The organism is Mesorhizobium sp. P2_E10 (assembly GCF_056404235.1).
The window spans coordinates 831,587-856,211 of sequence record NZ_JBFUEK010000002.1 but is presented as its reverse complement, the minus strand read 5'-3'; the positions used below and the strand labels follow the sequence as shown (position 1 = coordinate 856,211).

Here is a 24,625-nt window from a genome sequence, read left to right as displayed (position 1 = left end):
CTTACTTGACGTCGGCCGCGACCTTCAGCGACACGATCTTGTCGGGATCCTGCACTGGCTCGCCGCGCTTGATCTTGTCGACATTGTCCATGCCTTCGATGACCTGGCCCCAGACCGTGTACTGGCGGTTGAGGAAGGCGGCATCGTCGAAGCAGATGAAGAATTGCGAATTGGCGGAGTTCGGGTTCTGCGAGCGTGCCATCGAGCAGGTGCCGCGGCCATGATTGGCGTTGGAGAACTCGGCCTTCAGGTCCGGCTTGTCGGAACCACCCATGCCCGCGCGGGAAGGCGCAAACGAAGGCTTCGAGGAATTGCCGAACTTCACGTCGCCCGTCTGCGCCATGAAACCTTCGATGACGCGGTGGAAGACCACGCCGTCATAAGCGCCTTCGCGCGCCAGTTCCTTGATGCGGGCAACGTGGCCGGGGGCCAAATCGGGGAAAAGTTCGATGACGACCTTGCCCTTGGTCGTTTCCAGGATGAGCGCGTTCTCGCGGTCCTTGATCTCAGCCATGTCAGATATCCTTTTGATAATAGAGATTTATTTGTCGGCGGCGATGCGCACCTTGATCATCCGGTCGGGGTTGGCGACCGTCCCGTTGTCCGCCTCGTCGCCCTTCTGGATGTGATCCACCAGCGGCATGCCGCTGACGACGTTGCCGACAATGGTGTACTGGCCATCGAGCGGCGGCGCCGGCGCGAACATGATGAAAAACTGCGAATTGGCGGAATCTGGATCCTGCGAGCGGGCCATGCCGACCACACCGCGCTTGTAGTGCTCGGTCTGCGAAAACTCGGCCGGCAGGTCGGGAAGATCGGAGCCGCCGGTGCCGACAGCCTGGGGATTGAAGCCCTTTTCCATGTTGCCGAACTTCACGTCGCCGGTCTGCGCCATGAAACCGTCGATGACGCGGTGGAAGGCGACATTGTTGTAGGCGCCCTGGCGCACCAGCTTCTTGATCTGCGCGACATGCTTTGGCGCGAGGTCCGGCCTCAACGCGATGGTCACATCGCCGTCTTTCAGCGTGATGATCATCGTCTTCTCAGGATCGGCGGCGAAGGCCGAAACCGAAGCGGTCACAAGACCGGCAAGCACAATGAGGAACGAGGCGAGCTTCTTCAGCTGCATAACTATCTCCGGGATCTTATTTCGCGAATTTGGCTGTGAGCGCACCGGCCACGGCCGCCGGCACGAAGGGGCGGATGTCGCCTCCCATCGAGGCTATCTGGCGGACAAGTGTGGCGGTAATGGTTCGCACCGAGGGGCTGGCGGGCAGGAAAACCGTCTGCAATTCCGGCGCCATGGTCTCGTTCATGCCGGCCATCTGCATCTCGTAGTCGAGGTCGGTGCCGTCGCGCAGGCCGCGGATCATGATCGAGGCGCCCTCTCTCCTGGCGGCGTCGATGACCAGCCCGTCGAAGGCGACAACCCTGATGCGGGCGCCGTCGCTACCGAATTCGGCCTTGGTCGCGATTTCGATCAACTTCACCCGTTCCTCGAAGGAAAACAACGGCTTCTTACCGGGATGAATGCCGATCGCCGCATAAACGACGTCGGCCACGGCCAGCGACGCCTTGAGCACATCGAGATGGCCGTTGGTCAGCGGATCGAAGGAGCCGGCATAAAGAGCGATACGTTCGGTCATGGCAGGTGCTTCTAGCGAGCCTCTCGGGCAAACGCAAATGCGCAGGTGAACCTTTTGGCCGCCATGAACGACAGATGAACGGGCCGCTCACGAAGAATTCAACGGCGACCATGTAAGTGGTTTCACAGACGGTGAAACCAAATCGGACCAAAATCGTTGTTGAAGCAGGAGAACACGCACATGCTGATCTACATGCTCGCCGCCGCAATGACCGTCGTAATGCTGATTGCCACCGCCTTCGGGCTGCATCAGGAAGCCGAGCGCGTCCGCGTCAAGACCAAGCGCTTCGAAGGCTCCGGCGTCCGCAAGCCCTTTCGCCACTACTGAATTCACTGGAATATTTGACCACGCCGGCCCATCGGGCCGGCGTTTCCATGTCAAAACCTATTCGGCGTTGTCCGGAGCGGCGTCGCCAGCACCCACATCCGGGCCGGCCCCAATGTCGCCCTCGGCCTCTTCTTCATCCGATTGCGGTTCTGAAATCCGCTCCACCGAAACGACCTTCTCGCCCTCGGCCGTATTGAAGATGGTGACGCCCTTGGTGGCGCGGCTGGCGAAACGGATGCCGTTGACCGGCACGCGAATGACGGTGCCGCCATCGGAGACCAGCATGATCTGGTCGTCATTGCCGACCGGGAAGGTCGCCACCAGCCTACCGATCTCGGCCACCTTCGACACGTCGGTGGCACGGATGCCTTTGCCGCCGCGCCCGGTCACCCGGAAATCGTAGGAAGACGACCGCTTGCCGTAACCATATTCGGTCACCGTCAGGACGTACTGCTCGTGTGCCTTGAGCTTCTCGTAGTCCGCGTCGGAAAGCTCCGCCTCCTCGCCCACCTCTTCATTGGTCAGTGCGATCTCTTCCTCTTCGCCGGCGGCGATGCCGGCGGCAAGCCGCCGTTCGGCCGCCGCGCGCTTGAGATAGGCGGCGCGCACGGCCGGCGATGCATCGACGCTCTCGATCACCGCCATGGAAATCACCCTGTCGGTGTCGGCCATGGCTATACCGCGCACACCGACCGAATTGCGGCTCTGGAAGACGCGCACGTCGCCTACGGAGAAGCGGATGCACTGGCCCGAACTTGCGGTCAAAAGCACGTCGTCATTGTCGGTGCAGGTCTCGACGCCGAGGATTTCGTCGCCTTCCTCCTCCAGCTTCATGGCGATCTTGCCGTTGCGGTTGACCTGGACGAAGTCGGACAGCTTGTTGCGGCGCACGGTGCCGCGCGTGGTGGCGAACATCACGTCGAGCTCGCCCCAGCTGGTCTCATCCTCGGGCAGCGGCATGATCGTGGTGATGCGCTCGCCCTGCTCCAGCGGCAGCATGTTGATCAGCGCCTTGCCGCGTGACTGCGGATTGCCGATCGGCAGCCGCCAGACCTTTTCCTTGTAGACGATGCCGCGCGAGGAGAAGAACAGCACCGGCGTGTGCGTGTTGGCGACGAACAGCCGGGTGACGAAATCCTCTTCCTTGGTCGACATGCCGGAGCGGCCCTTGCCGCCGCGGCGCTGCGCCCGGTAGAGCGACAGCGGCACGCGCTTGATGTAGCCGGAATGGCTCACCGTCACGACCATGTCCTCGCGCTGGATCAGGTCCTCGTCTTCCATGTCGGCGCCGCCGTCGGTGAGCTCGGTGCGGCGTGGCGTGCCGAACTCGTCGCGCACCGCGGTCAGCTCGTCCTTGACGATCTGCTGGATGCGGGCGCGGGACGACAAAATGTCGAGATAATCAATGATTTCCGCGCCGATCGTGTTCAATTCGTCGGCGATTTCATCGCGGCCAAGCGCGGTCAGGCGCTGCAGGCGCAGTTCGAGGATGGCGCGGGCCTGTTCCTCGGACAGGTTGTAGGTGCCGTCCTCGTTGATGCGATGACGCGGATCGTCGATCAACAGGATCAGCGACTCGACGTCGCCGGAGGGCCAGCGCCGCTCCATCAACTGTTCGCGCGCCGTCTGCGGATCGGACGCGGTGCGGATCAGCTTGATCACTTCGTCGATGTTGGCGACGGCGATGGCCAGACCGACCAGCACATGGGCGCGGTCGCGTGCCTTGCGCAACAGGAATTTGGTGCGCCGGCTGATCACCTCTTCGCGGAAGCCGACGAACGCCTTCAGCATGTCGGTCAGCGTCATTACTTCCGGCTTGCCGCCGTTCAGCGCCACCATGTTGGCGCCAAAGGAGGTCTGCAGCGGCGTGAAGCGGTAGAGCTGGTTGAGGATGACGTCGGCTACGGCGTCGCGCTTCAGTTCGATGACGACGCGGTAGCCCTGGCGATCGCTCTCGTCGCGGATGTCGGAAATGCCCTCGATGCGCTTGTCGCGCACCAACTCGGCCATTTTCTCGATCATCGACGACTTGTTCACCTGGTAGGGAACCTCGGTGATGATGATCGATTCACGGTCGTTGCCGCGCTGTTCGACATTGACCTTGCCGCGCATGACGATGGAACCGCGGCCGGTCGAATAGGCGCTGTAGATGCCGGAGCGGCCGAGCACGATGCCGCCTGTGGGAAAATCCGGCCCCGGGATGATCTCCATCAGCGCCGGCAGGTCGATCGCCGGGTTGTCGATGATGGCGATGGCGCCGTTGCAGACTTCGGCGAGATTGTGCGGCGGAATGTTGGTGGCCATGCCGACGGCAATGCCGCCGGAACCGTTGACCAGGAGGTTCGGGAAGCGAGCCGGCAGCACCTTCGGTTCGGTGTCGGAGGCATCATAGGTGTCCTGGAAATCGACAGTTTCCTTGTCGATGTCTTCCAGCAGCTCGTGTGCGACCTTGGTCAGTCGCGATTCGGTGTAGCGCATCGCCGCCGGCGGATCGCCGTCGATGGAGCCGAAATTGCCCTGCCCGTCGATCAGCGGCACGCGCAGCGACCAGTCCTGCGCCATGCGCACCAAGGCGTCATAGATGGAGGCGTCGCCGTGCGGATGGTATTTACCCATCACGTCGGCAACCGGGCGGGCCGACTTCACATATTTGCGGTTCCAGTGGTAGCCGCTCTCATGGGCGGCGTAGAGAATGCGGCGATGCACCGGTTTCAGGCCGTCGCGCACGTCCGGCAGCGCACGGCTGACGATCACGCTCATGGCGTAATCGAGATAGGAGCGCTGCATCTCCTCGATGATGGATATCGGCTCGATGCCGGTGGGGCCGCCGTCGGCGCCGCGCGGTGTCTTCTGGTCGGTCAAATCTAGGTCACAATCTAATCAGGAATCACTTGCCGCTTATATAGGAAGCAGGATCGAAACTCCAACGTCTGCAGCACTTTTCCAGTGTCAATTTTGGTGGTAATTTCAAAAGGATACCACTGATTGCGACGATATGGCCAAAGCGCATTTCGCCGCCGCCAGGGCAAAAGCCTGCCATGGACCGTTTTCCTCGAGCGAAAGCCACGAGCGCGATGAATTGGACCCCGTGGCTGCCCTTGCGAGCGTTGAGCGGTTGGACGCCGAGAGATCTCAACGGCGATCTGGTCACGGGCATTACGCTGGCCGCAATCGCCATCCCAGAGCAGATGGCCACGGCTCGTCTCGGCGGTTTTGCACCCGAAATCGGCTTCTTCACCTTTGTCGCCGGTTCGGTGGCATTCGCGCTGTTCGGCGCCAACCGTCATTTGTCGGCCGGTGCGGATTCGACCATCACGCCTTTGTTTGCCGGCGGCCTCGCTTTGCTCGCCACATCTGGTTCCACGCATTATCTGGCGCTGGCGGCCATGCTGGCGCTGATGGTTGGGCTGATCGTAACGCTCAGCGGCATCTTTCGCCTCGGCTGGGTTGCTGATCTTTTGTCGGTGCCGGTCACCACGGGTTTTCTGGCCGGCATAGCCGTCCATATCGTCGTTTCGCAACTGCCCGGACTGCTTGGTCTGCCGCCCGAGAGCGGTGAAACCTTGCGGCGCATCGGTGCGATCGCCGGCGATCTCCATCTCACCAATCCCTGGAGCCTGGCGCTCGGCCTCGGTGTGTTCGCGATCGTGTTCTGCGCGGAACGCATCAGCGCCCGTATACCGGGCGCCTTGATCGGCATGTTGCTGGCCACTGCGGCGGTTGCCGCCTTCGACCTAAAGGATCGTGGCGTCGAGGTGCTCGGCGCCTTGCCGAACGGCCTGCCGCGGGCGAGCGTGCCGCTGGTCAGCCTTGACGATGCGCAAACGCTGTTTCCGCTGGCGTTACTGATCGCCATCGTCGTCATGGTGCAGACGGCGGCCACGTCCCGCTCCTTCGTCGGTGAAGCCCCCGACATCAACCGCGATTTTGTCGGCGTCGGCGCCGGCAGCATCGCGTCGGGCCTGTTCGGTGCCTTTGCGGTCAATGCCAGCCCGCCGCGCACGGCCATCGTCGCGCAGACCGGCGGCCGCTCGCAACTGTCAGGCCTGACTGCCGCGGCCATCGTGCTGGCGCTCGGCGCCTTTGGCGGTGGCTTGCTCGCCGATGTTCCGCAAGCAGCACTGGCCGGCGTTCTGATGTTTGTCGCCCAGCACATTCTGCGCTGGAAGGTTTTTGCTGCTGTCTACAGGCAGGCATCGATCGAATTCGCGCTGATCCTCATCACCATGGCTGCCATCGTCGTGCTGCCCATCCAGACCGGCGTCGCAATCGGCATCGGCCTGTCGCTGCTGCATGGCATCTGGAGCGCTACGCGCACGCAGCCGATCGAGCTGGAACAGGTTCCGGGTACTTCGGTGTGGTGGCCGCCGGGCACGCCAGGCGCGGGCGAGCAACTGTCCGGCGTGCTGGTCGCGGCGTTTCAGGCGCCGCTGTCCTTCGTCAACGCCGACCGCTTCAAGCGCGGCCTTAACGATCTGATCGACGCCAGAAGCGAAAGCGTGAAGCTGGTCGTGCTGGAAGCCAGTAACATCGTCGAGATCGACTACACCGCCGCCCAGTCCTTGATCGAAACCATCACCCATTGCCGCAAGACGGGCGCGATCTTTGCCATAGCGCGACTGGAATCGCTGCGCGCCCAGTCGGCGCTGGCGCGGTTCGGCATTGCCGAACTCGTCGGCCCGCAGCGGATTTTTCACAGCGTCGATGACGCCATCAGGACGCTAGGTCCAGACAAGCAGCCGCAAGCAAAATGACCACTGAGGGCCTGTGCTGCGTCAACGGGCAGCAGCCCGGGCGCGATAGGTACCGGGCGCCTCACCCATCACCTTGCGGAAACGGCGGTTGAAGGTCGAGAGATCATTGAACCCGGCATCAAAGGCGATCGCCGAGATCGCCTCATCCGAGGTACGCAACCGTACCGCTGCCCGGTGCAGCCGGGTTCTCAGCAGGAATTGATAGGGCGTCATCCCGGCCACCTGCCGGAACGTCCTCAGGAAATGATACGGGCTGGTGGCTGTTTCGTCGGCAAGCCCGGCAAGCGAAATCGGCCCATCGACATCGAGTTCGATGCGCCGCACGGCTTCAGCGACCCGTTTCTGGTCGCGGCGGCTGGGCGCCCGGCCAGCTTGTGCAGCGCCGGAAGCAGCAGCCACAGCGGCGCCGGCAATGCGCAGACCAAGCTCCTCGAACGCTTCCAGATCGGCCGTTTCGCGCGCGGCTTCCGCCTCGGCCAGCAGCGAAGCGAGCGCCGGCAGAGGCGGCAGGCGCGGCATCTCGAAGGTCAGCGTTTTCGCGCCCGGCACGTCGGCGGCGATCCGGTCCATATAGGCCGGAGAAAAATGGAAGGAGAGGCAGCGATCGCCGGCGCCATGCTCGTGGCCGCATTCGTAGCACGAGCCGGGGTTGCCGAGCAGAATGGCGCCCGGCGCCAGCATCGCGGTGCCTTGGCGCGTGCGGTAGCGAAACGTGCCGCTGTTCACCGCGGCGACACAGAAGTTCCGGTGCTCTTCCTCGAACGGCCTGTCGGCGGCGCCGGCGGTGCAGACCACGTCCGCCACGTGCCAGCCTCGTCCCGATGTCAGGGTTTGCGTGCTCGATGTCATGGCCCGAACTATAGCAATTTTTCCCAAGCCCAGAACCCTGCCCGGGCCTAACGTCTGCAGACTCCTGACAGCACGAAGGCAGCAACCATGACAGATCCAACCTCCTTTAGCGAAGCCTTGCACAACGACGGACCCAACCCCGGCCTGTCTGAAAAGCTGGACCTTTACGGGCGCTTCGTCGGCGCCTGGGTATTCGATGCCACACGCCATCTCGAGGACGGCACGGTTCTCACCGGGCGCGGCGAGGTGCATTTCGGCTGGGTTCTCGAAGGCCGGGCGATCCAGGATGTGTGGATCTTGCCCGCGTGGGATGCCGGTCCCTCGCCATCGCTCGGCAAATGGACCTTTTATGGCACGACATTGCGCGTCTACGATCCCGGCGTCGATGCCTGGCACATTTTCTGGAGCGATCCGCGCAACCAGTATTACAGCCGCCAGCTTGGCCGTGCCGAGGGCGATAGCATCGCCCAGCAAGGCGTCGACGGCCCCGGCTCTTCGGTGCGCTGGAGCTTTTCCCGGATTACCGAGAATTCCTTCCGTTGGCTGGGCGAACGGTCGCATGACGACGGCGCGACATGGCGGCTCGAAGTCGAGTTTCTGGCGCGCCGCACGGCCTGAGCCTGACGACCCAACCAATTGTAACAATGGAGAAAACGATGCTCGACCATGTCTCGATCGGTGTCCGCGACGCTAACGCCTCGAAGCGCTTCTACGACGCTGCACTAAAACCGCTTGGCTATACCTGCCTCAGCCAGTCGCCGGGCTCATTGGGCTACGGCACTGAGGCGGTGGCGCTCTGGGTGAACGAAGCCCCGCGTCCGGTTGCGGCCGATATGGAGTCCGGCCTGCATTTCTGCTTTGCCGCGTCGACGCGCAGCAGCGTCGATGCCTTCCATGCCGGCGCCTTGCGTGAAGGCGGAAGCGACAATGGCGCACCCGGCCTGCGCGCCTCCTATGGCGACAACTACTACGCCGCCTTTGTCGTCGACCCCGATGGCTACCGCATCGAGGCCTATTGCGGCGCGGCTGGCTAGTCGGCCGAATTCCCTCGGTTCAAACGGTTTCCTCTGACCCTGCTTTGCTCTACCAATGCAAGGGTTCGGGCGTCGCCCGGCGGGAGGGGCCAGAAATGCCGAGCTTCGACAGCCTGTTCAATGCCTTCGTCACCATTCTGGTGACCATCGACCCGCCCGGCCTGGCACCGCTTTTCCTCGCGGTGACGCGCGGCATGAACCGCGAGGAGCGCCAGCAGGTTTCGATCCGCGCCTCGATCATGGGTTTCCTTGTCATGGCGCTGTTTGCGGTTGCCGGCGCCTCGATCCTGTCGGTGTTCGGCATCACGCTGCCGGCCTTCCGCGTCGCGGGTGGTTTTCTGCTGTTCTTCATCGCCTTCGAAATGGTGTTCGAGCGCCGGCAGGACCGCAAGGAGAAGATCGGCGACGTCGCCATCACCAAGGACATGATCCACAACATCGCCGCCTTCCCGCTGGCGATCCCGCTGATCGCCGGTCCGGGTGCGATTTCAGCGACGGTCCTGCTCTCCGGCTCGTTTCAGGGTCTTGCCGCGCAGGCAGCCTTGGTTGGTATCATCTTTGTCTGCCTTGCCATCACCTATCTGGTGTTCGTGCTGTCCGAGCGCATCGACCGCATTCTCGGCCACACCGGCCGCTCGATCCTGACGCGGCTGCTCGGCGTCATCCTGGCGGCGCTTGCCGTGCAGTTCGTGGCGGATGGCATCAAGGCGCTGATGGCGGGATAGCGGCAACCCCTACTGCCTACTGCCTACTGCCTACTGCCTACTGCTTACTGCCCCGCCGTATCAACGACTTCGAAGTCGTGGGTGATTGCGGCGGACTTGGCCAGCATCGCCGAGGCCGAGCAGTATTTTTCGATCGACAGGTTGATCGCCCGTTTCACCTTGTCATGCGAGAGCGCCCGGCCCTTGACGACGAAATGCATGTGGATGCGGGTGAACACTTTTGGCTCGGTTTCCGCCCGATCGGCATCGAGTTCGACGACGCAGTCCTCGATCGCCTCGCGGCCCTTTTCGAGGATGTGGACGACGTCATAGGCCGAGCAGCCGCCGGTGCCGATCAGCACCAGTTCCATCGGGCTCGGCCCCGGCGTGTTGCCTTCCGGTCCAAACGCGGTTCCTAGCACCAGCTTGTGGCCGCTGCCGGACTCGCCGACGAAGGTGCGCTCCTCGACCCATTTGACCCGTGCCTTCACCTGATACGTCCTTCCCTGCAATTCCTTGGTTGTCCTCGCAGCGGTCATGCGACAAAGCAAAGCCCCGAAAATCCATGAAAGACTTTCGGGGCACTATGTGTGGCTTCACCACATGGCGTTCGCGTTCAGGACCGTGTTGTGCTCAGAACGGGATTTCGTCGTCCAGTTCACGCGACGAACCGCCGCCACCGCCGCTCTTGGCGCCGCCGCCACCACGGCTAAAGCTCTCGCCCGGACCGGACTGGCCGAAATCGGAACCACGGGCAGCGCCACCGCCGGCGCCGGAATAGCCGCCGACCTGACCGCCCTCGCCTTGCCCGCGTGCGTCGAGCATCTGCAGCTCGCCGCGGAATTTCTGCAGCACGACTTCCGTCGTGTACTTATCGTTACCGGTCTGGTCCTGCCATTTGCGCGTCTGCAGCTGGCCCTCGACATAGACCTTCATACCCTTCTTCAAATACTGCTCAGCCACCTTGGCGAGCTGGTCGTTGAAGATGACGACGTTGTGCCACTCGGTCTTTTCCTTGCGCTCGCCGGAATTCTTGTCGCGCCAGCTTTCCGAGGTGGCGATGCGGATGTTGACGACCGGTTCGCCCGAATTCAAACGACGGATTTCAGGGTCCGCCCCGAGGTTGCCCACCAGAATGACCTTGTTGACGCTACCCGCCATGATACTTCTCCGCGCTCATCCGAAACCAAATTTTTGCCGCCGCACCTTACAGGCTACGGACAATCCCCGCCTGCTGTGGCTGCCTTTACCCACAAGGTTTTTGTTCTTTTTTTGTTCTATTCTTGTCGGCCCCGGCTGTCAAGAATGTCAGCAAGAGGTAGGGTGTGCGCATGAAATTGCGACTATGCCGGGATCGAAAGGCGGTGGCGAATGAAAGTCATTGCGCATCTGGATCAGCCGCGAGAGCAGTGGCGAGCGGGCGTGGAGACCCGCATGCAAGTTTCCGCCGGCAACGGAGCGAGCGAGCTTTGCCTGTTCGAACAATGGGTTCAGCCAGGCGTCGGGGCTCCGACACATCGGCATCCGGCCGAGGAAGTGCTCACCGTCATCGCCGGAACCGCCGACATGTGGATCGACGAAGACTGCGTGACGCTGACTGCCGGACAGTCACTCCTCATTCCCGCAGAGAGAAAACACGGTTTTAGAAACGTCGGAGCCAAGACGCTTCACATCCATGCCGTGCTGGCGTCACCGATCTTCGAGGCGACGTTCGAGGGATCGCCTGACACGGTGAGGCGCTGGCTTCCAGCGGCGCCGTAAATCACCGCTTGCCAAATCAATAAGTATCGACTTATGCTTTGGTCATGATCGAAGCAGAGATTTTTCGCGCGCTGGCTGACCCGACGCGACGCGCCGTCTACGAACGGCTCGCCGCCGGCGAACTGAGCGTATCGGAACTGCGCAGCGGCATGAGCGTGTCGCAGCCGGCGGTGTCGCAGCATCTGGCGGTGCTGCGCGGCGCCGGCCTCGTGGTCGAGCGGCGGGCCGGCCGCAACGCCTATTATCGCGCCGACCCGCAAGGGCTTGGCCCCCTGCTCGGCTGGATCGAACGCTATCGGGCGTTCTGGCCCGAGCGCATCGAAAAGCTCAAGGCGGTTTTGAAGGACATGGACCAGTGACGGACGAACAACACGCGGAAGCAGAAGACACGATCGCGTTCGAGTGCGAGCTTGCCGAACCGCCAGAAAAGGTGTGGCGGGCGTTGACGGTGCCGGAGCTGCTCGCGGCCTGGATGATGCCCAACGACATCAAGCCTGAAATCGGCAGCCGCTTCGCCTTTGCCGGGCCGGATGCGCCGATCGACTGCGAAATCCTCGACGCCGAACCCGGGCGGCTGTTGCGCTATTCCTGGCGGGAACGAGCCGAGCCAGGCGATGCCGCGCGCCAGGACGCATTGGACAGCATCGTTACTTTCACGCTCGACCGTACGGTTTCCGGCGGTACGCATCTGCGCATCGTCCACGATGGGTTTGCCAGAACAGCAATGCCTGTGGTTGCCATGGCCGGCGGCAGTTGCCGGTTTTCGCTCAACACATACAAACCCAAACAACCTATCGCCGCGAACGCGACGCGCCTTCGGCTGCGCGCGGCCTGAGCTGGAAAAAATAAACGGAGACAAAAGATGAGCGGCCTTGCCAATCTGGTGCCGATGGTGATCGAGCAATCGAGCCGCGGCGAACGCGCCTTCGACATCTTTTCACGGCTGCTGCGCGAGCGCATCATCTTCATCAACGGGCCGATCGAAGATGGCATGTCGGCACTGGTCTGCGCGCAGCTTCTGTCATTGGAATCGGACAATCCCGACAAGGAGATTTCGCTCTACATCAACTCGCCCGGCGGCGTGGTGACCAGCGGCTTCGCCATCTACGACACGATGCAATATGTCAGTTGCCCGGTGTCGACCGTGTGCATGGGCTTTGCCGCGTCGATGGCGTCGTTCCTGCTGATGGCGGGCACGCCGGGACGGCGCATCGCGCTGCCCAATGCCAGCATCCTGCTGCACCAGCCGCTGGGCGGTTTCCAGGGCCAGGCCTCCGATATCCAGCTGCATGCCGAAAACATCCTGCGAACCAAGCGGCGGATGGCCGGCCTCTACGCCAGCCATTGCGGCCGTCCCCTGGAAGAGGTCGAACGCACGCTCGACCGCGACCATTTCATGACTGCCGAGGAGGCCAAGGCATGGGGTATCGTCGACCATGTCTTTGATACCCGCAAACAGGCGGCATAGAGCGGCGGCACCGGAGAACGGAAATTCGGACCGGCCGCCCCCCAGGGCAATTTTGGCGTCGCCGGTCTGGTCTCGCCTTCATCGCAGCACTATGGTCTTGCGATGCATTTCCGCCTGAACAGACTGATCATCGCCATTGCTGTCACCGCCGCGGCCTCCAGCGCGGCTCTCGCCGGGGACAGCACGACCTCGTCGTCGAAAGGCGCCCTGCCCGGCGTAACCAGCGACTATCGCATCGCCAAGCCTGCACCGCAGCCGGAACCCGACGACACGCTACCCGCCAGCGATAACGGCACGTTCAAAATCGGCGATACCGATGTCAGGATTTCCGGCAGCATCATCGTCGATGTCGGCGTCGGAAAGACCGGGCTCCCGCGTCATTGACATCGCTCCGGCCGGGGACTTCGTCGGAGCACGTGAAGGCTTGGAAGAGTGCAGCACTCACCACCGCCTATAAAAGCAGCCCCGCCGTTGCTTCCGCAAACGGTCGGGGCTTTTTTTGGATTCCAGATCCAACCTGCCGGTAGGGTTATACCGACCTTGATTTCGGATGCTTCGCGGCATTCAGCCGACGATCCGACTAGCAGTCTCTGATTTTCGTGGGGGACGGCAGGTCACGGTTTGTCGGGTGGAATTAAAGCACTAGAACGACAAGTGTCCGCTTACACGCACAACGTGAACTCTAAGGCTTTGAATCAACCCTGGCACTTATGCCTGCCGCGGCTCCAGCCATAAATGGAGCCTCAATGGACTATCCGGTGGCGTCATGCTCCGCTCCTGTGTCCGTTGCGATTGTCGTCAATCCGAAGCACAAATCGCAATTACCTGCGGCGTCTCGCAGGCCGCCTTGGGGCGGCGAGGCCATCGAAAGACGGCCGGCTTCGTTGACCCTTTGGAGACTGCTCCCCCGATTCGGAGACGTCAACCTTGAATAGCCGATTACCGAAAAAAGTGATCGCCGGGAGGTTACGTGCAAGTCAGGTTTCTGCATAGCTTTGTCAGGAGCGTGTTCGGCCTTTGTTCTTTCCGCTTGCCCCTTCGCGCGAAAGACGGTTAAACGCTTTTGTCGAGAATTGTGGCGTCTCTCGACGTGGCGGCAAAAATACCTACATAGGGGATGGCCGGGAAAACCCCGCCGATCCCACTGACACCAGATCTGAGGCGGCGACCGGCAATGGCCGACCATAAATATCTTTCCATTCGCGGGGCGCGCGAACACAATCTGAAGAATGTCGATCTCGACCTGCCGCGTGACAGCCTGATCGTCATGACCGGCCTGTCTGGGTCCGGCAAGTCGTCGCTCGCCTTCGATACCATCTATGCCGAGGGCCAGCGCCGCTATGTCGAGAGCCTGTCGGCCTACGCCCGGCAATTCCTCGAAATGATGCAGAAGCCTGACGTCGACCAGATCGACGGTCTGTCGCCGGCCATCTCCATCGAGCAGAAGACGACGTCGAAGAACCCGCGCTCCACGGTCGGCACCGTCACCGAAATCTACGATTATATGCGGCTTTTGTTCGCGCGCGTCGGTATCCCCTATTCGCCGGCCACCGGCCTGCCGATCGAGAGCCAGACGGTGTCGCAGATGGTCGACCGCGTGCTGGCGGTCGAGGAAGGCACGCGCCTGTTCATCCTGGCGCCGATGGTGCGCGGCCGCAAAGGCGAATACCGCAAGGAACTGCTGGAGCTGCAGAAGAAGGGCTTTCAGCGCGTCAAGGTCGACGGCGTTTTCTACGAGATATCAGATGTGCCGGCGCTCGACAAAAAATACAAGCACGACCTCGACGTCGTCGTCGACCGCATCGTCGTGCGCGGCGACCTGGCGACGCGGCTTGCCGATTCCATCGAAACCGCGCTGAAGCTGGCCGAAGGGCTGGCCGTGGCCGAATTCGCCGACCGGCCGCTCGACGCCAGCCAGACCGGCGAGGATTCGGTCAACAAGTCGAAGAACGAGACGCATGAGCGCATCCTGTTCTCGGAAAAATTCGCCTGCCCGGTGTCCGGCTTCACCATTCCGGAGATCGAGCCCAGGTTGTTCTCCTTCAACAACCCGTTCGGCGCCTGCCCGACCTGCGACGGTCTCGGCAGCCAGCGCGCCATCGACGCCAGCCTGATCGTGCCCGACGAGAACGTCTCGCTGCGCGACGGCGCCGTCAGCCCGTGGGCGAAGTCGACCTCGCCCTATTATTCACAAACGCTGGAAGCGCTGGGCAAGGCGTACGGCTTCAAGCTCGGCGACAAGTTCAAAGACATAAGCGAAGAGGCCAAGGAAGCCATCCTGCGCGGCACCGGCGAGCGCGAGGTCACTTTTCAGTATGATGACGGCCTGCGCTCCTACAAGACGACCAAGACGTTTGAAGGTGTCATCCCCAATCTCGAGCGGCGCTGGAAAGAGACCGAATCCGCCTGGATGCGCGAGGAGATCGAGCGCTTCATGTCGGCCACGCCGTGCCCGGTCTGCAAGGGCTATCGGCTGAAGCCGGAATCGCTGGCGGTGAAGATCGCGGGAAAGCACATCGGCGAGGTCACCGAGCTGTCGATCCGCAGCGCCGACCGCTGGTTCACCGACCTGCCGCCACATCTCAACGACCAGCAGAACGAGATCGCGGTGCGCGTGCTCAAGGAGATCCGCGAGCGGCTGCGCTTCCTCAACGATGTCGGGCTCGACTATCTGACGCTGTCGCGCAATTCCGGCACGCTGTCGGGCGGCGAGAGCCAGCGCATTCGCCTGGCGTCGCAGATCGGCTCCGGCCTGACCGGCGTGCTCTATGTGCTGGACGAGCCGTCGATCGGCCTGCACCAGCGCGATAATGCGCGCCTGCTCGACACGCTGAAGCATCTGCGCGACATCGGCAACACGGTGATCGTCGTCGAGCATGACGAGGACGCCATCCTGCATGCCGACTACGTCGTCGACATGGGACCGGCCGCCGGCATCCATGGCGGCGAGATCATCGCCCAGGGCACGCCGCAGCAGGTGATGGCCAATCCCAATTCGATCACCGGCAAATATCTGTCGGGCGCGCTCGAAGTGGCGACGCCTGGCGTACGGCGCGAGCCGAAGAAGAACCGGCGCCTGAAGATCGTCGGCGCGCGCGGCAACAATCTGAAGAACGTCACGGCCGAGATCCCGTTGGGCACCTTTACCGCCGTCACCGGCGTGTCGGGCGGCGGCAAGTCCACCTTCCTGATCGAGACGCTGTTCAAGGCGGCGTCGCGCCGCATCATGGGCTCGCGCGAGCATCCGGCCGAGCATGACCGCATCGAGGGTCTCGAATTCCTGGACAAGGTCATCGACATCGACCAGTCGCCGATCGGGCGCACGCCACGCTCCAACCCGGCCACCTATACCGGGGCTTTCACGCCGATCCGCGACTGGTTCGCCGGCCTGCCGGAAGCCAAGGCGCGCGGCTATCAGCCGGGGCGTTTTTCGTTCAACGTCAAGGGCGGCCGCTGCGAGGCCTGCCAGGGCGACGGTGTCATCAAGATCGAGATGCACTTTTTGCCCGACGTCTACGTCACCTGCGACGTCTGCCATGGCAAGCGCTACAACCGCGAGACGCTCGATGTCGTGTTCAAGGGCAAGTCGATCGCCGGCGTGCTCGACATGACGGTCGAGGAAGGCGTCGATTTCTTCGCCGCCGTGCCCGGCGTGCGCGACAAGCTGGAGACGCTGAAGCAGGTTGGCCTCGGCTATATCCATATCGGCCAGCAGGCGACGACGCTGTCGGGCGGTGAAGCGCAGCGCATCAAGCTGGCCAAGGAACTGTCGCGCAAGGCGACCGGCAAGACGCTCTACATCCTCGACGAGCCGACCACCGGCCTGCATTTCCACGACGTCGCCAAGCTTTTGGAAGTGCTGCACGAACTGGTCGACCAGGGCAACACGGTGGTGGTTATCGAGCACAATCTCGAAGTGATAAAAACCGCCGACTGGGTCCTCGACCTCGGCCCCGAGGGCGGCGACGGCGGGGGCGAACTGGTTGCCCAAGGCACGCCGGAAGCGATCGTACGCGAAAAGCGCAGCTACACCGGCCAGTTCCTCAAGGAACTGCTGGAGCGGCGCCCCGGAGGCAAACGCGAAGCGGCGGAGTGATGGTCCGACCGTTCGGCGCCTGGAGAGCTTTTGAATGACACTCCGAAGAGCGCTTGCCGGTGATCTCCAAGCTATCGTCTCGCTGACCGAAGCGGCCTATGCGCCCTATACCCCCTTGTTCGGCGCGCCGCCGATGCCGGTCACCGAGGATTATGAACCGCGCATCGAGCGTGGTGAAGTCTGGTTGCTGGAGAGTGGCTCCGAGCTGGCCGGGCTGATCGTCATCGAGCGGCATCCCGATCATGCGATGATCTTCAGCGTCGCCGTCTCCCCTGCCTTCCAGGGCAGAAAGCTCGGCATAGCGCTGCTCAACTTCGCCGAAGAGCAGGCGCGACTATGGGGCTTGCCGGAGGTGCGGCTCTACACCAATTCGAGGATGGAGCGGAACATCGCGCTCTACACTGCCTATGGCTTTCACGAGACGGGTCGCCGGTCCAATCCATACCGGCCAGGATGGACGCTGGTCGACATGGCGAAAGCCTTGGACGCCTGATCTTTTTCAGCATTTGGGAGGACGACAATGAGCAGTCAGGGAAAAATCCGCGCCGGCATGGGCGGCTGGACTTTTGAGCCTTGGGACACGTCGTTCTATCCGGACAAGCTCTCCAAGGCCAAGCAGCTGAACTACGCCAGCCGGCAGGTGCCGAGCATCGAGGTCAACGGCACCTATTATTCCAGCTTCAAGGAACCGACCTTCGTCAAATGGGCCAGCGAGGCGCCGGACGGTTTCGTCTATTCCCTGAAGGGCAACCGCTTCGTCACCAACCGTCGCGTGCTCGGCGAGGCCGGTGAATCGATGATGCGCTTTCTCGGATCGGGCGTGACGGCGCTTGGCGAAAAGCTCGGACCGATCCTGTGGCAGTTCGCGCCGACGAAAAAGTTCGATCCGGACGATTTCGAAGCCTTTTTGAAACTGTTGCCGGAAAAGCAGGATGGCGTGGCGCTGCGCCATGCGGTCGAGGTGCGCAACGACAGCTTCATCGTGCCGGAATTCGCGGCCCTGGTGCGCAAATACAAGGTGTCGATCGTCTACGCCGACCATGCCAGATATCCTGCAATCGCCGACGTCACCGGCGATTTCGTCTACGCGCGGCTGCAGACCGGCAGCGACGACAATCCCGATTGCTATACGCCGAAAGGTCTCGACGAATGGGCAGCGCGGGTAAAGATCTGGGCGCAGGGCAAGGTCCCGGCCGACCTGCCGCGCGCCGATCCCGCGACCGAAGCGCCGGTCAAACCGCGCGACGTGTTCGTCTACTTCATCACCGAGGGCAAGGTGCGCGCGCCATTCGGCGCCATGGCGCTGATGAAGCGCGTCGGCTAGATTTCGGCCTGCCCGCAACCGCAGGCAGGCCGATGCTTCATTTCCCTACAGTGGACTCCAAACCGGCGACGATCTCACGCCGCCAGGACGATCTCATTGTAGGCATCGAGATCGACGTAAAAAACCTTGGTGATCTCGCCGATCAATTCGTCGCGGTCGTAGCCTTGCGACCTTAGAATGTTGATGGCGGTAATGATGTCGACGCGCTCCGTGAGCCGTCGCTTCTGGTAGTCTTCGACGAAACGTTCCATCGGCTGTTCTCCTGGCCTGAATGCTCAAACGCGTTGAACACAAAACAGGTCGCAGGAGGGAAGCTAGGTGTGCTTGCTTGTGTGGAACTTGCCGGCTTGACCCGCGCATTCCCCTCGATCTGCGACAAACCAGACTGAAACGGAAGCGGCCGACTCACCAAGGCCAAGCAAAGACTAGCACGCAATATTCGGCGTGCCAGAGGCGCCCATCACTTCGTCATCCTTGGGCGTAGTGAACGCGAAGCGGAGCGAAGACCCAAGGATCCATGCCGTGACTTCGACGCGTCACCAACGGTGCAGAATCTGGAAATGGATGGGGCTTCGGAGAACGGGTTTATTCTGCGCCGCTACACTCTTCGGCAGATGTCATGGCATGGACCCTGGGGTCTGCGCCGCGTCGCTGCGCTCCTTGCTTCGCCCCAGGATGACGACGTGATGGAGGGCTCCGGCTAATCTCCAAGGTTGCGATTCGCCACAGAGGAGAACCGCCACGCTCTCTGAGCTACACCGTCAGAAATTTCCGGACGTCGGCCCGGTCAAGATCTTGCGCCGGGCCAGTATGGACGATGAGGCCGCGGTCCATGATATTGACCTCGTCGGCGAGTTCGCGACAGAAATCGAGATACTGTTCGACCAGCAGCACGGCGATGCCCGCCTGGTCGCGCAGATAGCGAATGGCGCGGCCGATATCCTTGATGATCGACGGCTGGATGCCTTCGGTGGGTTCGTCGAGCACCAAAAGCTTCGGCCGCATCACCAGCGCCCTGCCGATGGCAAGCTGCTGCTGCTGGCCGCCGGAGAGGTCGCCGCCGCGACGGCCGAGCATCTGCTTCAGCACCGGAAACAGCTCGAAGACATGGGCAGGAATGTTGCGGTCGGCCCGCTTCAGCGGCGCAAAGCCTGATTCGAGGTTTTCGCGCACCGTGAGCAGCGGAAAGATCTCCCTGCCCTGCGGTACGAATGCGATGCCCGACCGGGCGCGGTCATACGCCGCGCTCCGGTCGAGCGCCTTCCCCTCGAAGGCAACACTTCCGCTCGTCAGCCGGTGGTGGCCGACGATCGATCTCATCAAACTGGTTTTGCCGACGCCGTTGCGGCCGAGCACGCAGGTGATCTTGCCAGCGCCGGCTTTGAGCGACACGCCGCGCAGCGCCTGGGCGGCGCCGTAGTGCAGCGTGGCATTGGAGACTTCGAGCATGTCAGCGCCTTTTCCAGAACCTGAGGAACGACAGATCGAAGCGATGGAATTGAACCCGCCAGACCATGCTCATCTCCCCAGATAGACTTCGACGACGCGCTCGTCGGCCGAAACGAAATCGAGCGTGCCTTCGGATAGCACCGAGCCTTCATGCAGGCAGGTGACCTTGACGCCGAGCTCGCGAACGAAATGCATGTCATGCTCGACAACGATGACCGAATGGTCGCGCGCGATGTCCTTGAGCAGGCGAGCGGTTTCCGCGGTCTCGGCGTCGGTCATGCCGGCGACCGGCTCATCGACCAGAAGCAGTTTTGGATCCTGCGCCAAGAGCATGCCGATCTCGAGCCATTGCTTTTGGCCGTGGCTCAGATTTGCCGCCAGTTCGCTGCGCTTGTCGCCGAGCCTGGTGATGCCGAGGATGTCGTCGATCTGCCGCGCCTCGGCCGCCGAGCGGCGATGGAACAGCGCCGGGAAGATCGAACGCGGGCCTTTCAGCGCCAGCATCAGGTTTTCCTCGATCGTGTGGCTTTCGAATACGGTCGGCTTCTGGAATTTGCGACCGATGCCCATCATGGCGATCTCGGCTTCGTCATGCTTGGTCAGGTCGACCTGGCCGTCGAAGAAGACCTCGCCCTCATCAGGCCGCGTCTTGCCGGTGACGATGTCCATCATCGTCGTCTTGCCGGCGCCATTGGGACCGATGATGGCGCGCATCTCGCCCTTGTCGAGCACCAGCGACAGATTGTTGATGGCGCGAAATCCGTCGAAGGAGACCGAGACGCCGTCGAGATAGAGGATCGTGTTCGACTTGGACATGATCGCTCACTCCGCCGGCTGCGGTTCGGGACTGGACGTGGACCAGTCGCCGGGCTTTGTCGCCGCGCTGCGAACGATCTTTGCCGGCGGTGGACCATCAGCATCGGTGCCGGCTTCCTCGGCGATCGAGGCCGCGCGCATCGCCCTGGCGTTGCCGCGCCAGCTGTCCCACATGCCGATGATGCCCTTGGGCAGGAAGAGCGTGACAGCGACAAACAGCCCGCCCAGCGCAAACAGCCAGAATTCCGGCAGCACGCCGGTGAACCAGGATTTGCCGGCATTGACCAGCAGCGCGCCGATGATCGGTCCGACGATGGTGCCGCGCCCGCCAACGGCGGCCCAGACGACGACCTCGATCGAATTGGACGGCTCGAACTCGCCCGGATTGATAATGCCGACCTGCGGCACGTAAAGCGCGCCGGCGATGCCGGCCATCACCGCCGACACGGTGAAGGCAAACAGTTTGACGTTCTCCGCCCGCCAGCCGAGAAAACGGGTACGGCTCTCGGCGTCGCGCACCGCCATCAGCAGCTTGCCGTATTTGGAACCGACGATTGCCCAGGTGAGGTAGACGGCGAGTGCCAGCGTCACCGCGCTGGCGGCAAACAGCGCCGAGCGTGTCGCGTCGGCCTGCACGTTGAAGCCGAGAATATCCTTGAAATCGGTCAGGCCGTTGTTGCCGCCGAACCCCATGTCGTTGCGGAAGAAGGCGAGCAGCAGCGCGTAGGTCATCGCCTGGGTGATGATCGAGAGATAGACGCCTGTCACACGGCTGCGGAAGGCGAACCAGCCGAAGACGAAGGCGAGCAGGCCGGGCACGGCCAGCACCATGATGGCGGCAAACCAGAAATGGTCGAAACCGGTCCAGAACCACGGCAGTGCCTTGTAGTTCAGGAACACCATGAAGTCCGGCAGGACAGGGTTGCCATAGACGCCGCGCGAGCCGATCTGGCGCATCAGATACATGCCCATCGCATAGCCGCCGAGAGCAAAGAAGGCGCCGTGGCCGAGCGAGAGAATGCCGCAATAGCCCCAGACGAGGTCGAGCGCCAAAGCCAACAGCGCGTAGCAAAGATACTTGCCGGTGAGCGCGACGATGTAGGGCGGGATGTAGAACGCGCTCGTCGGAGAGATGGCCAGATTGAGCAGCGGCACGATGATGGCGACTGCCAGCAGAATGAGAATCGTAATGGCGACGCGGCGGTCGGCGCCAGCGGCGAAGAAGCGTCCGGTGATCATACTTCCACCGCCCTGCCCTTGAGCGCGAACAGGCCGCGCGGGCGCTTCTGGATGAACAGGATGATGAGGACGAGGACAACGATCTTGCCGAGCACGGCGCCGGCATAGGGTTCGAGGACCTTGTTGACGATGCCGAGCGAGAAGGCGCCGACCAGCGTGCCCCAGAGATTGCCGACGCCGCCGAAGACGACGACCATGAAGCTGTCGATGATGTAGCCGCGGCCGAGATTGGGCGAGACGTTGTCGATCTGGCTGAGCGCGACGCCGGCGATGCCGGCAATGCCGGAACCCAATGCAAAAGTCAGCGCATCGACCCACGGCGTCCTGATGCCCATGGAGGCGGCCATGCGGCGATTTGCGGTGACGGCGCGCATCTGCAGACCCCAGGGCGTGCGCTTCATGACATAGAGCAGCACGCCGAAGACGCAGAGCGCGAAGACCAGGATCCACAGACGGTTCCAGGTCACGGCCAGCTGGCCGATGGAGAAGGAGCCGGACATCCAGGACGGATTGCCGACCTCCTGGTTGGTCGGGCCAAAAATGGTGCGCACCGCCTGCTGCAGGATCAGCGACACACCCCATGTCGCCAGCAGCGTTTCCAGCGGCCGACCGTAGAGGAAACGGATGACGCCGCGCTCGATGATGAGCCCGACTAAAGCCGCGACGAGGAAAGCCAGCGGCAGCGCGATGACCAGCGACCAGTCGAACAGGTCGGGGAAGGAATTGCGGATCACCTCCTGCACGACAAAGGTGGTGTAGGCGCCGAGCATGACCATCTCGCCATGCGCCATGTTGATCACGCCCATGACGCCGAAGGTGATGGCAAGGCCTATTGCCGCGAGCAGCAGCACCGAGCCCAGCGATATGCCGTACCAGATGTTCTGGCCAGCATCCCAGAATGCCAGCGTCGAGTTGATGTTTGCCATCGCTGCCGTCGCCGCTTCCTTGACCGCGCCTTCGGAGTTGGCCTCGACGGAGGTGAGCAGGGACAGTGCGTCGCGATCGTCGCGGGCGCCGATGAGAGCGATGGCCGCCAGCTTGTCGGCCTCCGGGCGGTCGGAAACCAGAATGGACGCCGCGCGGGCCTGTTCGAACAAGGCCTTCACGCTGGCGACGGTTTCGCCAGCGATCGCGGCATCGAGCGGCTCGATGTTGGCGGCATCGGGCGTCTTGAACATGGTGTCGGCGGCGGCGATGCGCACTGCCGGATCCTTGGCGCGCAGCGTCAGCGTGCCCAGCGCATCGCGGATGACGCGGCGCAGCGTGTTGTTGACCTTGATCTTGGTGAGATCGGCCTTGGCCGCCTCAGCGGATTTTTCACCGCTCAGCGGGTCGAGCAGCTCGACGCTGTCGCCGGCCTCCTTGCCGACAAAGACCAGGGAATCGGCTTTGCGGATGTAAAGATTGCCGTCGCCAAGCGCGGCCAGCGGACGTTCGACCAGGGGATCGCCGGTTGCCGCAAGCTCATGCACCACAGCTTCGGTGGCCGAGAAATTCGAGGCGGTGGCGAATTGGGCGATGATGGCGCGAAGATCGGCTTCGGCTGCGTTTGACGGCAACAGACTTGCCATCAGGAACGCCAGCATGAGGCCGAGATTGCGCAACAGGATCATCCGTTCAGATACTCGTTGTGAGCTGAAAATTCGGGCGTCCGGGCGGGCTGGAGCCACCCGGACGCTTCGCAGTGCCGATCGTGGATACGTCCACGATCGGTCAGGCCCGGGAGGGATCAGTTTGTGCCCTTGCCGCCGCACTTGCCGGTGGCAACATTGAAGTTGCCGCAAGACAGAGGCGCGCGCCAATCGGAGATCAGGTCCTTGGAGTCGGGCAGGTAATCGGACCATTCATCGCCCATGACCAGACCGGGCGTCTGCGAAACGGTCTCGAACTGGCCGTCGGCCTGGATTTCGCCGATCAGCACCGGCTTGGTGATGTGATGGTTCGGCATCATGGTCGAATAGCCACCGGTCAAATTGGGCACGGAGACACCGATCATGGCGTCGATGACCTTGTCCGGATCGGTGGTGCCGGCCTTCTCGACGGCCTTCACCCACATGTTGAAGCCGATATAGTGAGCTTCCATCGGGTCGTTGGTGGTGCGCTTGTCGTTCTTGATGAACTTGTGCCAGTCGGCGATGAACTTCTTGTTTTCGGGCGTATCGACGCTCTCAAAGTAGTTCCAGGCGGCGAGATGGCCGACCAACGGCGCGGTGTCGAGACCGGCAAGCTCTTCCTCGCCGACCGAGAAGGCCATGACCGGGATGTCCTCGGCCTTGATGCCCTGGTTGCCGAGCTCCTTGTAGAACGGCACGTTGGCGTCACCATTGACGGTCGAGACGACGGCGGTCTTCTTGCCGGCCGAACCGAACTTCTTGATCGCCGAGACTTCGGTCTGCCAGTCGGAGAAGCCGAACGGCGTGTAGTTGACCATGATGTCCTCGGCGGCAACGCCCTTGGCCTTCAGATAGGCCTCGAGGATCTTGTTGGTGGTGCGCGGATAGACATAGTCGGTGCCTTCCAGCACCCAGCGCTTCACCGAGCCGCCGTCTTCGCTCATCAGATAGTCGACGGCCGGGATGGCCTGCTGGTTCGGCGCAGCACCGGTGTAGAACACGTTGCGCTCGCTTTCCTCGCCCTCATACTGGACGGGGTAGAACAGGATGTTGTCGAGTTCGGAGAACACCGGCAGCACGGACTTGCGCGACACGGACGTCCAGCAGCCGAACACGGCAGCGACCTTGTCCTTGGAGATCAGCTCGCGCGCCTTTTCGGCGAACAGCGGCCAGTTGGAAGCCGGATCGACGACGACCGCCTCGAGCTTCTTGCCGAGCAGGCCGCCCTTTGCGTTCTGCTCGTCGATGAGCATCAGCATCGCGTCCTTCAGCGTCGTCTCCGAAATCGCCATGGTCCCCGACAGCGAATGGAGAATACCGACCTTGATGGTGTCGTCAGCCGCCTTGGCCGGAGCGGACATCAAAAGCCCCGCCGCCACCACGCTTGCCGAAAACATCTTTGTTATTGTCGAGAAATTACCCCTCATATTACAGACTCCCAAGCTGGTTGATGGTACCGCAACAGACCATGCAACGGCTGTGCCAACCGCTGGAGCAACGTCGACAACCACGGAAATTTCCAATATTATCAGATGGTTATTATGT

General features: G+C 62.4%; 26 protein-coding genes. 13 read left to right on the top strand and 13 right to left on the bottom strand.

The window, feature by feature from the left end; genetic code table 11:
- Position 1: 1 nt before the first annotated feature.
- From AC1D0N_RS08930 to coaD, 3 genes are all read right to left on the bottom strand, one after another.
- Positions 2-514, bottom strand: a complete 513-nt coding sequence (locus tag AC1D0N_RS08930) for a peptidylprolyl isomerase (protein WP_477243054.1) — start codon at positions 512-514, stop codon at positions 2-4.
- Positions 515-541: 27 nt separating this feature from the next.
- Positions 542-1,036 carry a peptidylprolyl isomerase gene (locus tag AC1D0N_RS08925; protein ID WP_477243124.1) on the bottom strand — a complete coding sequence of 165 codons (495 nt, stop codon included), beginning with the start codon at positions 1,034-1,036 and terminating at the stop codon, positions 542-544.
- Between the two features lie 109 nt (positions 1,037-1,145).
- On the bottom strand, positions 1,146-1,646 hold the full coding sequence (gene coaD, locus AC1D0N_RS08920) for a pantetheine-phosphate adenylyltransferase (RefSeq protein ID WP_477243053.1): 501 nt from the start codon (positions 1,644-1,646) through the stop codon (positions 1,146-1,148).
- A gap of 180 nt (positions 1,647-1,826) precedes the next feature.
- Between coaD and AC1D0N_RS08915 the strand changes: the two genes are divergently transcribed.
- Positions 1,827-1,973 carry a hypothetical protein gene (locus AC1D0N_RS08915; protein ID WP_477243052.1) on the top strand — a complete coding sequence of 49 codons (147 nt, stop codon included), beginning with the start codon at positions 1,827-1,829 and terminating at the stop codon, positions 1,971-1,973.
- A 57-nt stretch (positions 1,974-2,030) separates the two neighbouring features.
- Here the strand turns inward: AC1D0N_RS08915 and gyrA are convergent, their stop codons facing one another.
- Complete coding sequence (gyrA, locus tag AC1D0N_RS08910; protein ID WP_477243051.1) at positions 2,031-4,835, bottom strand: DNA gyrase subunit A; 2,805 nt, start codon at positions 4,833-4,835, stop codon at positions 2,031-2,033.
- A gap of 212 nt (positions 4,836-5,047) precedes the next feature.
- Here gyrA and AC1D0N_RS08905 point away from each other — a divergent pair, with 212 nt between their 5' ends.
- Positions 5,048-6,727 (top strand): SulP family inorganic anion transporter, encoded by a 1,680-nt coding sequence (locus AC1D0N_RS08905; protein ID WP_477243050.1) that lies wholly within the window; start codon positions 5,048-5,050, stop codon positions 6,725-6,727.
- A 21-nt stretch (positions 6,728-6,748) separates the two neighbouring features.
- On the opposite strand, the gene AC1D0N_RS08900 is transcribed toward AC1D0N_RS08905, so the two are convergent.
- A complete protein-coding gene (locus tag AC1D0N_RS08900; RefSeq protein ID WP_477243049.1) occupies positions 6,749-7,576 on the bottom strand; it encodes a helix-turn-helix transcriptional regulator in 828 nt (275 codons plus the stop codon).
- Positions 7,577-7,663: 87 nt separating this feature from the next.
- Between AC1D0N_RS08900 and AC1D0N_RS08895 the strand changes: the two genes are divergently transcribed.
- From AC1D0N_RS08895 to AC1D0N_RS08885, 3 genes are all read left to right on the top strand, one after another.
- Entirely contained in the window at positions 7,664-8,194 is a 531-nt protein-coding gene (locus AC1D0N_RS08895) for a hypothetical protein (RefSeq protein WP_477243048.1), read from the top strand.
- 38 nt (positions 8,195-8,232) lie between these two features.
- Positions 8,233-8,610: a VOC family protein gene (locus AC1D0N_RS08890; RefSeq protein WP_477243047.1), complete on the top strand. Its 378-nt coding sequence runs from the start codon at positions 8,233-8,235 to the stop codon at positions 8,608-8,610.
- Positions 8,611-8,705: 95 nt separating this feature from the next.
- Positions 8,706-9,335 (top strand): MarC family protein, encoded by a 630-nt coding sequence (locus AC1D0N_RS08885; RefSeq protein WP_477243046.1) that lies wholly within the window; start codon positions 8,706-8,708, stop codon positions 9,333-9,335.
- Positions 9,336-9,379: 44 nt separating this feature from the next.
- Here the strand turns inward: AC1D0N_RS08885 and AC1D0N_RS08880 are convergent, their stop codons facing one another.
- Together AC1D0N_RS08880 and AC1D0N_RS08875 are read right to left on the bottom strand one after the other, a co-directional pair.
- Positions 9,380-9,805, bottom strand: a complete 426-nt coding sequence (locus tag AC1D0N_RS08880; protein ID WP_477243045.1) for an OsmC family protein — start codon at positions 9,803-9,805, stop codon at positions 9,380-9,382.
- Between the two features lie 142 nt (positions 9,806-9,947).
- On the bottom strand, positions 9,948-10,475 hold the full coding sequence (locus AC1D0N_RS08875; RefSeq protein ID WP_477243044.1) for a single-stranded DNA-binding protein: 528 nt from the start codon (positions 10,473-10,475) through the stop codon (positions 9,948-9,950).
- Positions 10,476-10,748: 273 nt separating this feature from the next.
- Between AC1D0N_RS08875 and AC1D0N_RS08870 the strand changes: the two genes are divergently transcribed.
- The 8 genes from AC1D0N_RS08870 to AC1D0N_RS08835 all read left to right on the top strand — a co-directional run bounded on the left by AC1D0N_RS08870 (position 10,749) and on the right by AC1D0N_RS08835 (position 17,963).
- The gene (locus tag AC1D0N_RS08870; RefSeq protein WP_477243043.1) at positions 10,749-11,075 is read left to right on the top strand and encodes a cupin domain-containing protein; all 327 of its coding nucleotides are present in this window, start codon (positions 10,749-10,751) and stop codon (positions 11,073-11,075) included.
- 44 nt (positions 11,076-11,119) lie between these two features.
- Positions 11,120-11,434, top strand: a complete 315-nt coding sequence (locus tag AC1D0N_RS08865) for an ArsR/SmtB family transcription factor (protein ID WP_477243042.1) — start codon at positions 11,120-11,122, stop codon at positions 11,432-11,434.
- The gene (locus AC1D0N_RS08860) at positions 11,431-11,910 is read left to right on the top strand and encodes an SRPBCC family protein (protein WP_477243041.1); all 480 of its coding nucleotides are present in this window, start codon (positions 11,431-11,433) and stop codon (positions 11,908-11,910) included. Before AC1D0N_RS08865 ends, AC1D0N_RS08860 begins: the two co-directional genes overlap by 4 nt.
- A 27-nt stretch (positions 11,911-11,937) precedes the next feature.
- Complete coding sequence (locus tag AC1D0N_RS08855) at positions 11,938-12,543, top strand: ATP-dependent Clp protease proteolytic subunit (RefSeq protein WP_477243040.1); 606 nt, start codon at positions 11,938-11,940, stop codon at positions 12,541-12,543.
- A 102-nt stretch (positions 12,544-12,645) separates the two neighbouring features.
- Entirely contained in the window at positions 12,646-12,927 is a 282-nt protein-coding gene (locus tag AC1D0N_RS08850; protein WP_477243039.1) for a hypothetical protein, read from the top strand.
- Between the two features lie 790 nt (positions 12,928-13,717).
- The gene (gene uvrA / locus AC1D0N_RS08845; RefSeq protein ID WP_477243038.1) at positions 13,718-16,639 is read left to right on the top strand and encodes an excinuclease ABC subunit UvrA; all 2,922 of its coding nucleotides are present in this window, start codon (positions 13,718-13,720) and stop codon (positions 16,637-16,639) included.
- 34 nt (positions 16,640-16,673) lie between these two features.
- A complete protein-coding gene (locus tag AC1D0N_RS08840; protein ID WP_477243037.1) occupies positions 16,674-17,132 on the top strand; it encodes a GNAT family N-acetyltransferase in 459 nt (152 codons plus the stop codon).
- 27 nt (positions 17,133-17,159) lie between these two features.
- Positions 17,160-17,963 carry a DUF72 domain-containing protein gene (locus AC1D0N_RS08835; protein WP_477243036.1) on the top strand — a complete coding sequence of 268 codons (804 nt, stop codon included), beginning with the start codon at positions 17,160-17,162 and terminating at the stop codon, positions 17,961-17,963.
- Between the two features lie 74 nt (positions 17,964-18,037).
- Here the strand turns inward: AC1D0N_RS08835 and AC1D0N_RS08830 are convergent, their stop codons facing one another.
- The 6 genes from AC1D0N_RS08830 to urtA all read right to left on the bottom strand — a co-directional run bounded on the left by AC1D0N_RS08830 (position 18,038) and on the right by urtA (position 24,507).
- Positions 18,038-18,214, bottom strand: a complete 177-nt coding sequence (locus AC1D0N_RS08830; protein WP_477243035.1) for a hypothetical protein — start codon at positions 18,212-18,214, stop codon at positions 18,038-18,040.
- Between the two features lie 502 nt (positions 18,215-18,716).
- A complete protein-coding gene (gene urtE / locus AC1D0N_RS08825; protein ID WP_477243034.1) occupies positions 18,717-19,412 on the bottom strand; it encodes an urea ABC transporter ATP-binding subunit UrtE in 696 nt (231 codons plus the stop codon).
- Between the two features lie 69 nt (positions 19,413-19,481).
- Complete coding sequence (urtD, locus tag AC1D0N_RS08820) at positions 19,482-20,228, bottom strand: urea ABC transporter ATP-binding protein UrtD (RefSeq protein WP_477243033.1); 747 nt, start codon at positions 20,226-20,228, stop codon at positions 19,482-19,484.
- A gap of 6 nt (positions 20,229-20,234) precedes the next feature.
- The gene (urtC, locus tag AC1D0N_RS08815) at positions 20,235-21,467 is read right to left on the bottom strand and encodes an urea ABC transporter permease subunit UrtC (RefSeq protein WP_477243032.1); all 1,233 of its coding nucleotides are present in this window, start codon (positions 21,465-21,467) and stop codon (positions 20,235-20,237) included.
- A complete protein-coding gene (urtB, locus tag AC1D0N_RS08810; RefSeq protein WP_477243031.1) occupies positions 21,464-23,080 on the bottom strand; it encodes an urea ABC transporter permease subunit UrtB in 1,617 nt (538 codons plus the stop codon). Before urtB ends, urtC begins: the two co-directional genes overlap by 4 nt.
- Before the next feature lie 116 nt (positions 23,081-23,196).
- Complete coding sequence (gene urtA, locus AC1D0N_RS08805; RefSeq protein ID WP_477243030.1) at positions 23,197-24,507, bottom strand: urea ABC transporter substrate-binding protein; 1,311 nt, start codon at positions 24,505-24,507, stop codon at positions 23,197-23,199.
- Between the last annotated feature and the right edge of the window lie 118 nt (positions 24,508-24,625).

Bases quoted from the DNA above. Each gene is read 5' to 3' on its own strand.
- AC1D0N_RS08855 (WP_477243040.1), top strand. From the start codon at position 11,938: ATGAGCGGCCTTGCCAATCTGGTGCCGATGGTGATCGAGCAATCGAGC.
- AC1D0N_RS08870 (WP_477243043.1), top strand. From the start codon at position 10,749: ATGCAAGTTTCCGCCGGCAACGGAGCGAGCGAGCTTTGCCTGTTCGAA.
- AC1D0N_RS08865 (WP_477243042.1), top strand. From the start codon at position 11,120: ATGATCGAAGCAGAGATTTTTCGCGCGCTGGCTGACCCGACGCGACGC.
- AC1D0N_RS08875 (WP_477243044.1), bottom strand. From the start codon at position 10,475: ATGGCGGGTAGCGTCAACAAGGTCATTCTGGTGGGCAACCTCGGGGCG.
- AC1D0N_RS08840 (WP_477243037.1), top strand. From the start codon at position 16,674: ATGACACTCCGAAGAGCGCTTGCCGGTGATCTCCAAGCTATCGTCTCG.
- AC1D0N_RS08885 (WP_477243046.1), top strand. From the start codon at position 8,706: ATGCCGAGCTTCGACAGCCTGTTCAATGCCTTCGTCACCATTCTGGTG.
- AC1D0N_RS08915 (WP_477243052.1), top strand. From the start codon at position 1,827: ATGCTGATCTACATGCTCGCCGCCGCAATGACCGTCGTAATGCTGATT.
- AC1D0N_RS08830 (WP_477243035.1), bottom strand. From the start codon at position 18,214: ATGGAACGTTTCGTCGAAGACTACCAGAAGCGACGGCTCACGGAGCGC.
- urtC (WP_477243032.1), bottom strand. From the start codon at position 21,467: ATGATCACCGGACGCTTCTTCGCCGCTGGCGCCGACCGCCGCGTCGCC.
- AC1D0N_RS08835 (WP_477243036.1), top strand. From the start codon at position 17,160: ATGAGCAGTCAGGGAAAAATCCGCGCCGGCATGGGCGGCTGGACTTTT.
- AC1D0N_RS08925 (WP_477243124.1), bottom strand. From the start codon at position 1,036: ATGATCATCACGCTGAAAGACGGCGATGTGACCATCGCGTTGAGGCCG.
- AC1D0N_RS08930 (WP_477243054.1), bottom strand. From the start codon at position 514: ATGGCTGAGATCAAGGACCGCGAGAACGCGCTCATCCTGGAAACGACC.
- urtD (WP_477243033.1), bottom strand. From the start codon at position 20,228: ATGTCCAAGTCGAACACGATCCTCTATCTCGACGGCGTCTCGGTCTCC.
- urtA (WP_477243030.1), bottom strand. From the start codon at position 24,507: ATGAGGGGTAATTTCTCGACAATAACAAAGATGTTTTCGGCAAGCGTG.
- AC1D0N_RS08905 (WP_477243050.1), top strand. From the start codon at position 5,048: ATGAATTGGACCCCGTGGCTGCCCTTGCGAGCGTTGAGCGGTTGGACG.
- uvrA (WP_477243038.1), top strand. From the start codon at position 13,718: ATGGCCGACCATAAATATCTTTCCATTCGCGGGGCGCGCGAACACAAT.
- coaD (WP_477243053.1), bottom strand. From the start codon at position 1,646: ATGACCGAACGTATCGCTCTTTATGCCGGCTCCTTCGATCCGCTGACC.
- urtB (WP_477243031.1), bottom strand. From the start codon at position 23,080: ATGATCCTGTTGCGCAATCTCGGCCTCATGCTGGCGTTCCTGATGGCA.
- AC1D0N_RS08895 (WP_477243048.1), top strand. From the start codon at position 7,664: ATGACAGATCCAACCTCCTTTAGCGAAGCCTTGCACAACGACGGACCC.
- AC1D0N_RS08850 (WP_477243039.1), top strand. From the start codon at position 12,646: ATGCATTTCCGCCTGAACAGACTGATCATCGCCATTGCTGTCACCGCC.
- AC1D0N_RS08890 (WP_477243047.1), top strand. From the start codon at position 8,233: ATGCTCGACCATGTCTCGATCGGTGTCCGCGACGCTAACGCCTCGAAG.
- AC1D0N_RS08900 (WP_477243049.1), bottom strand. From the start codon at position 7,576: ATGACATCGAGCACGCAAACCCTGACATCGGGACGAGGCTGGCACGTG.
- urtE (WP_477243034.1), bottom strand. From the start codon at position 19,412: ATGCTCGAAGTCTCCAATGCCACGCTGCACTACGGCGCCGCCCAGGCG.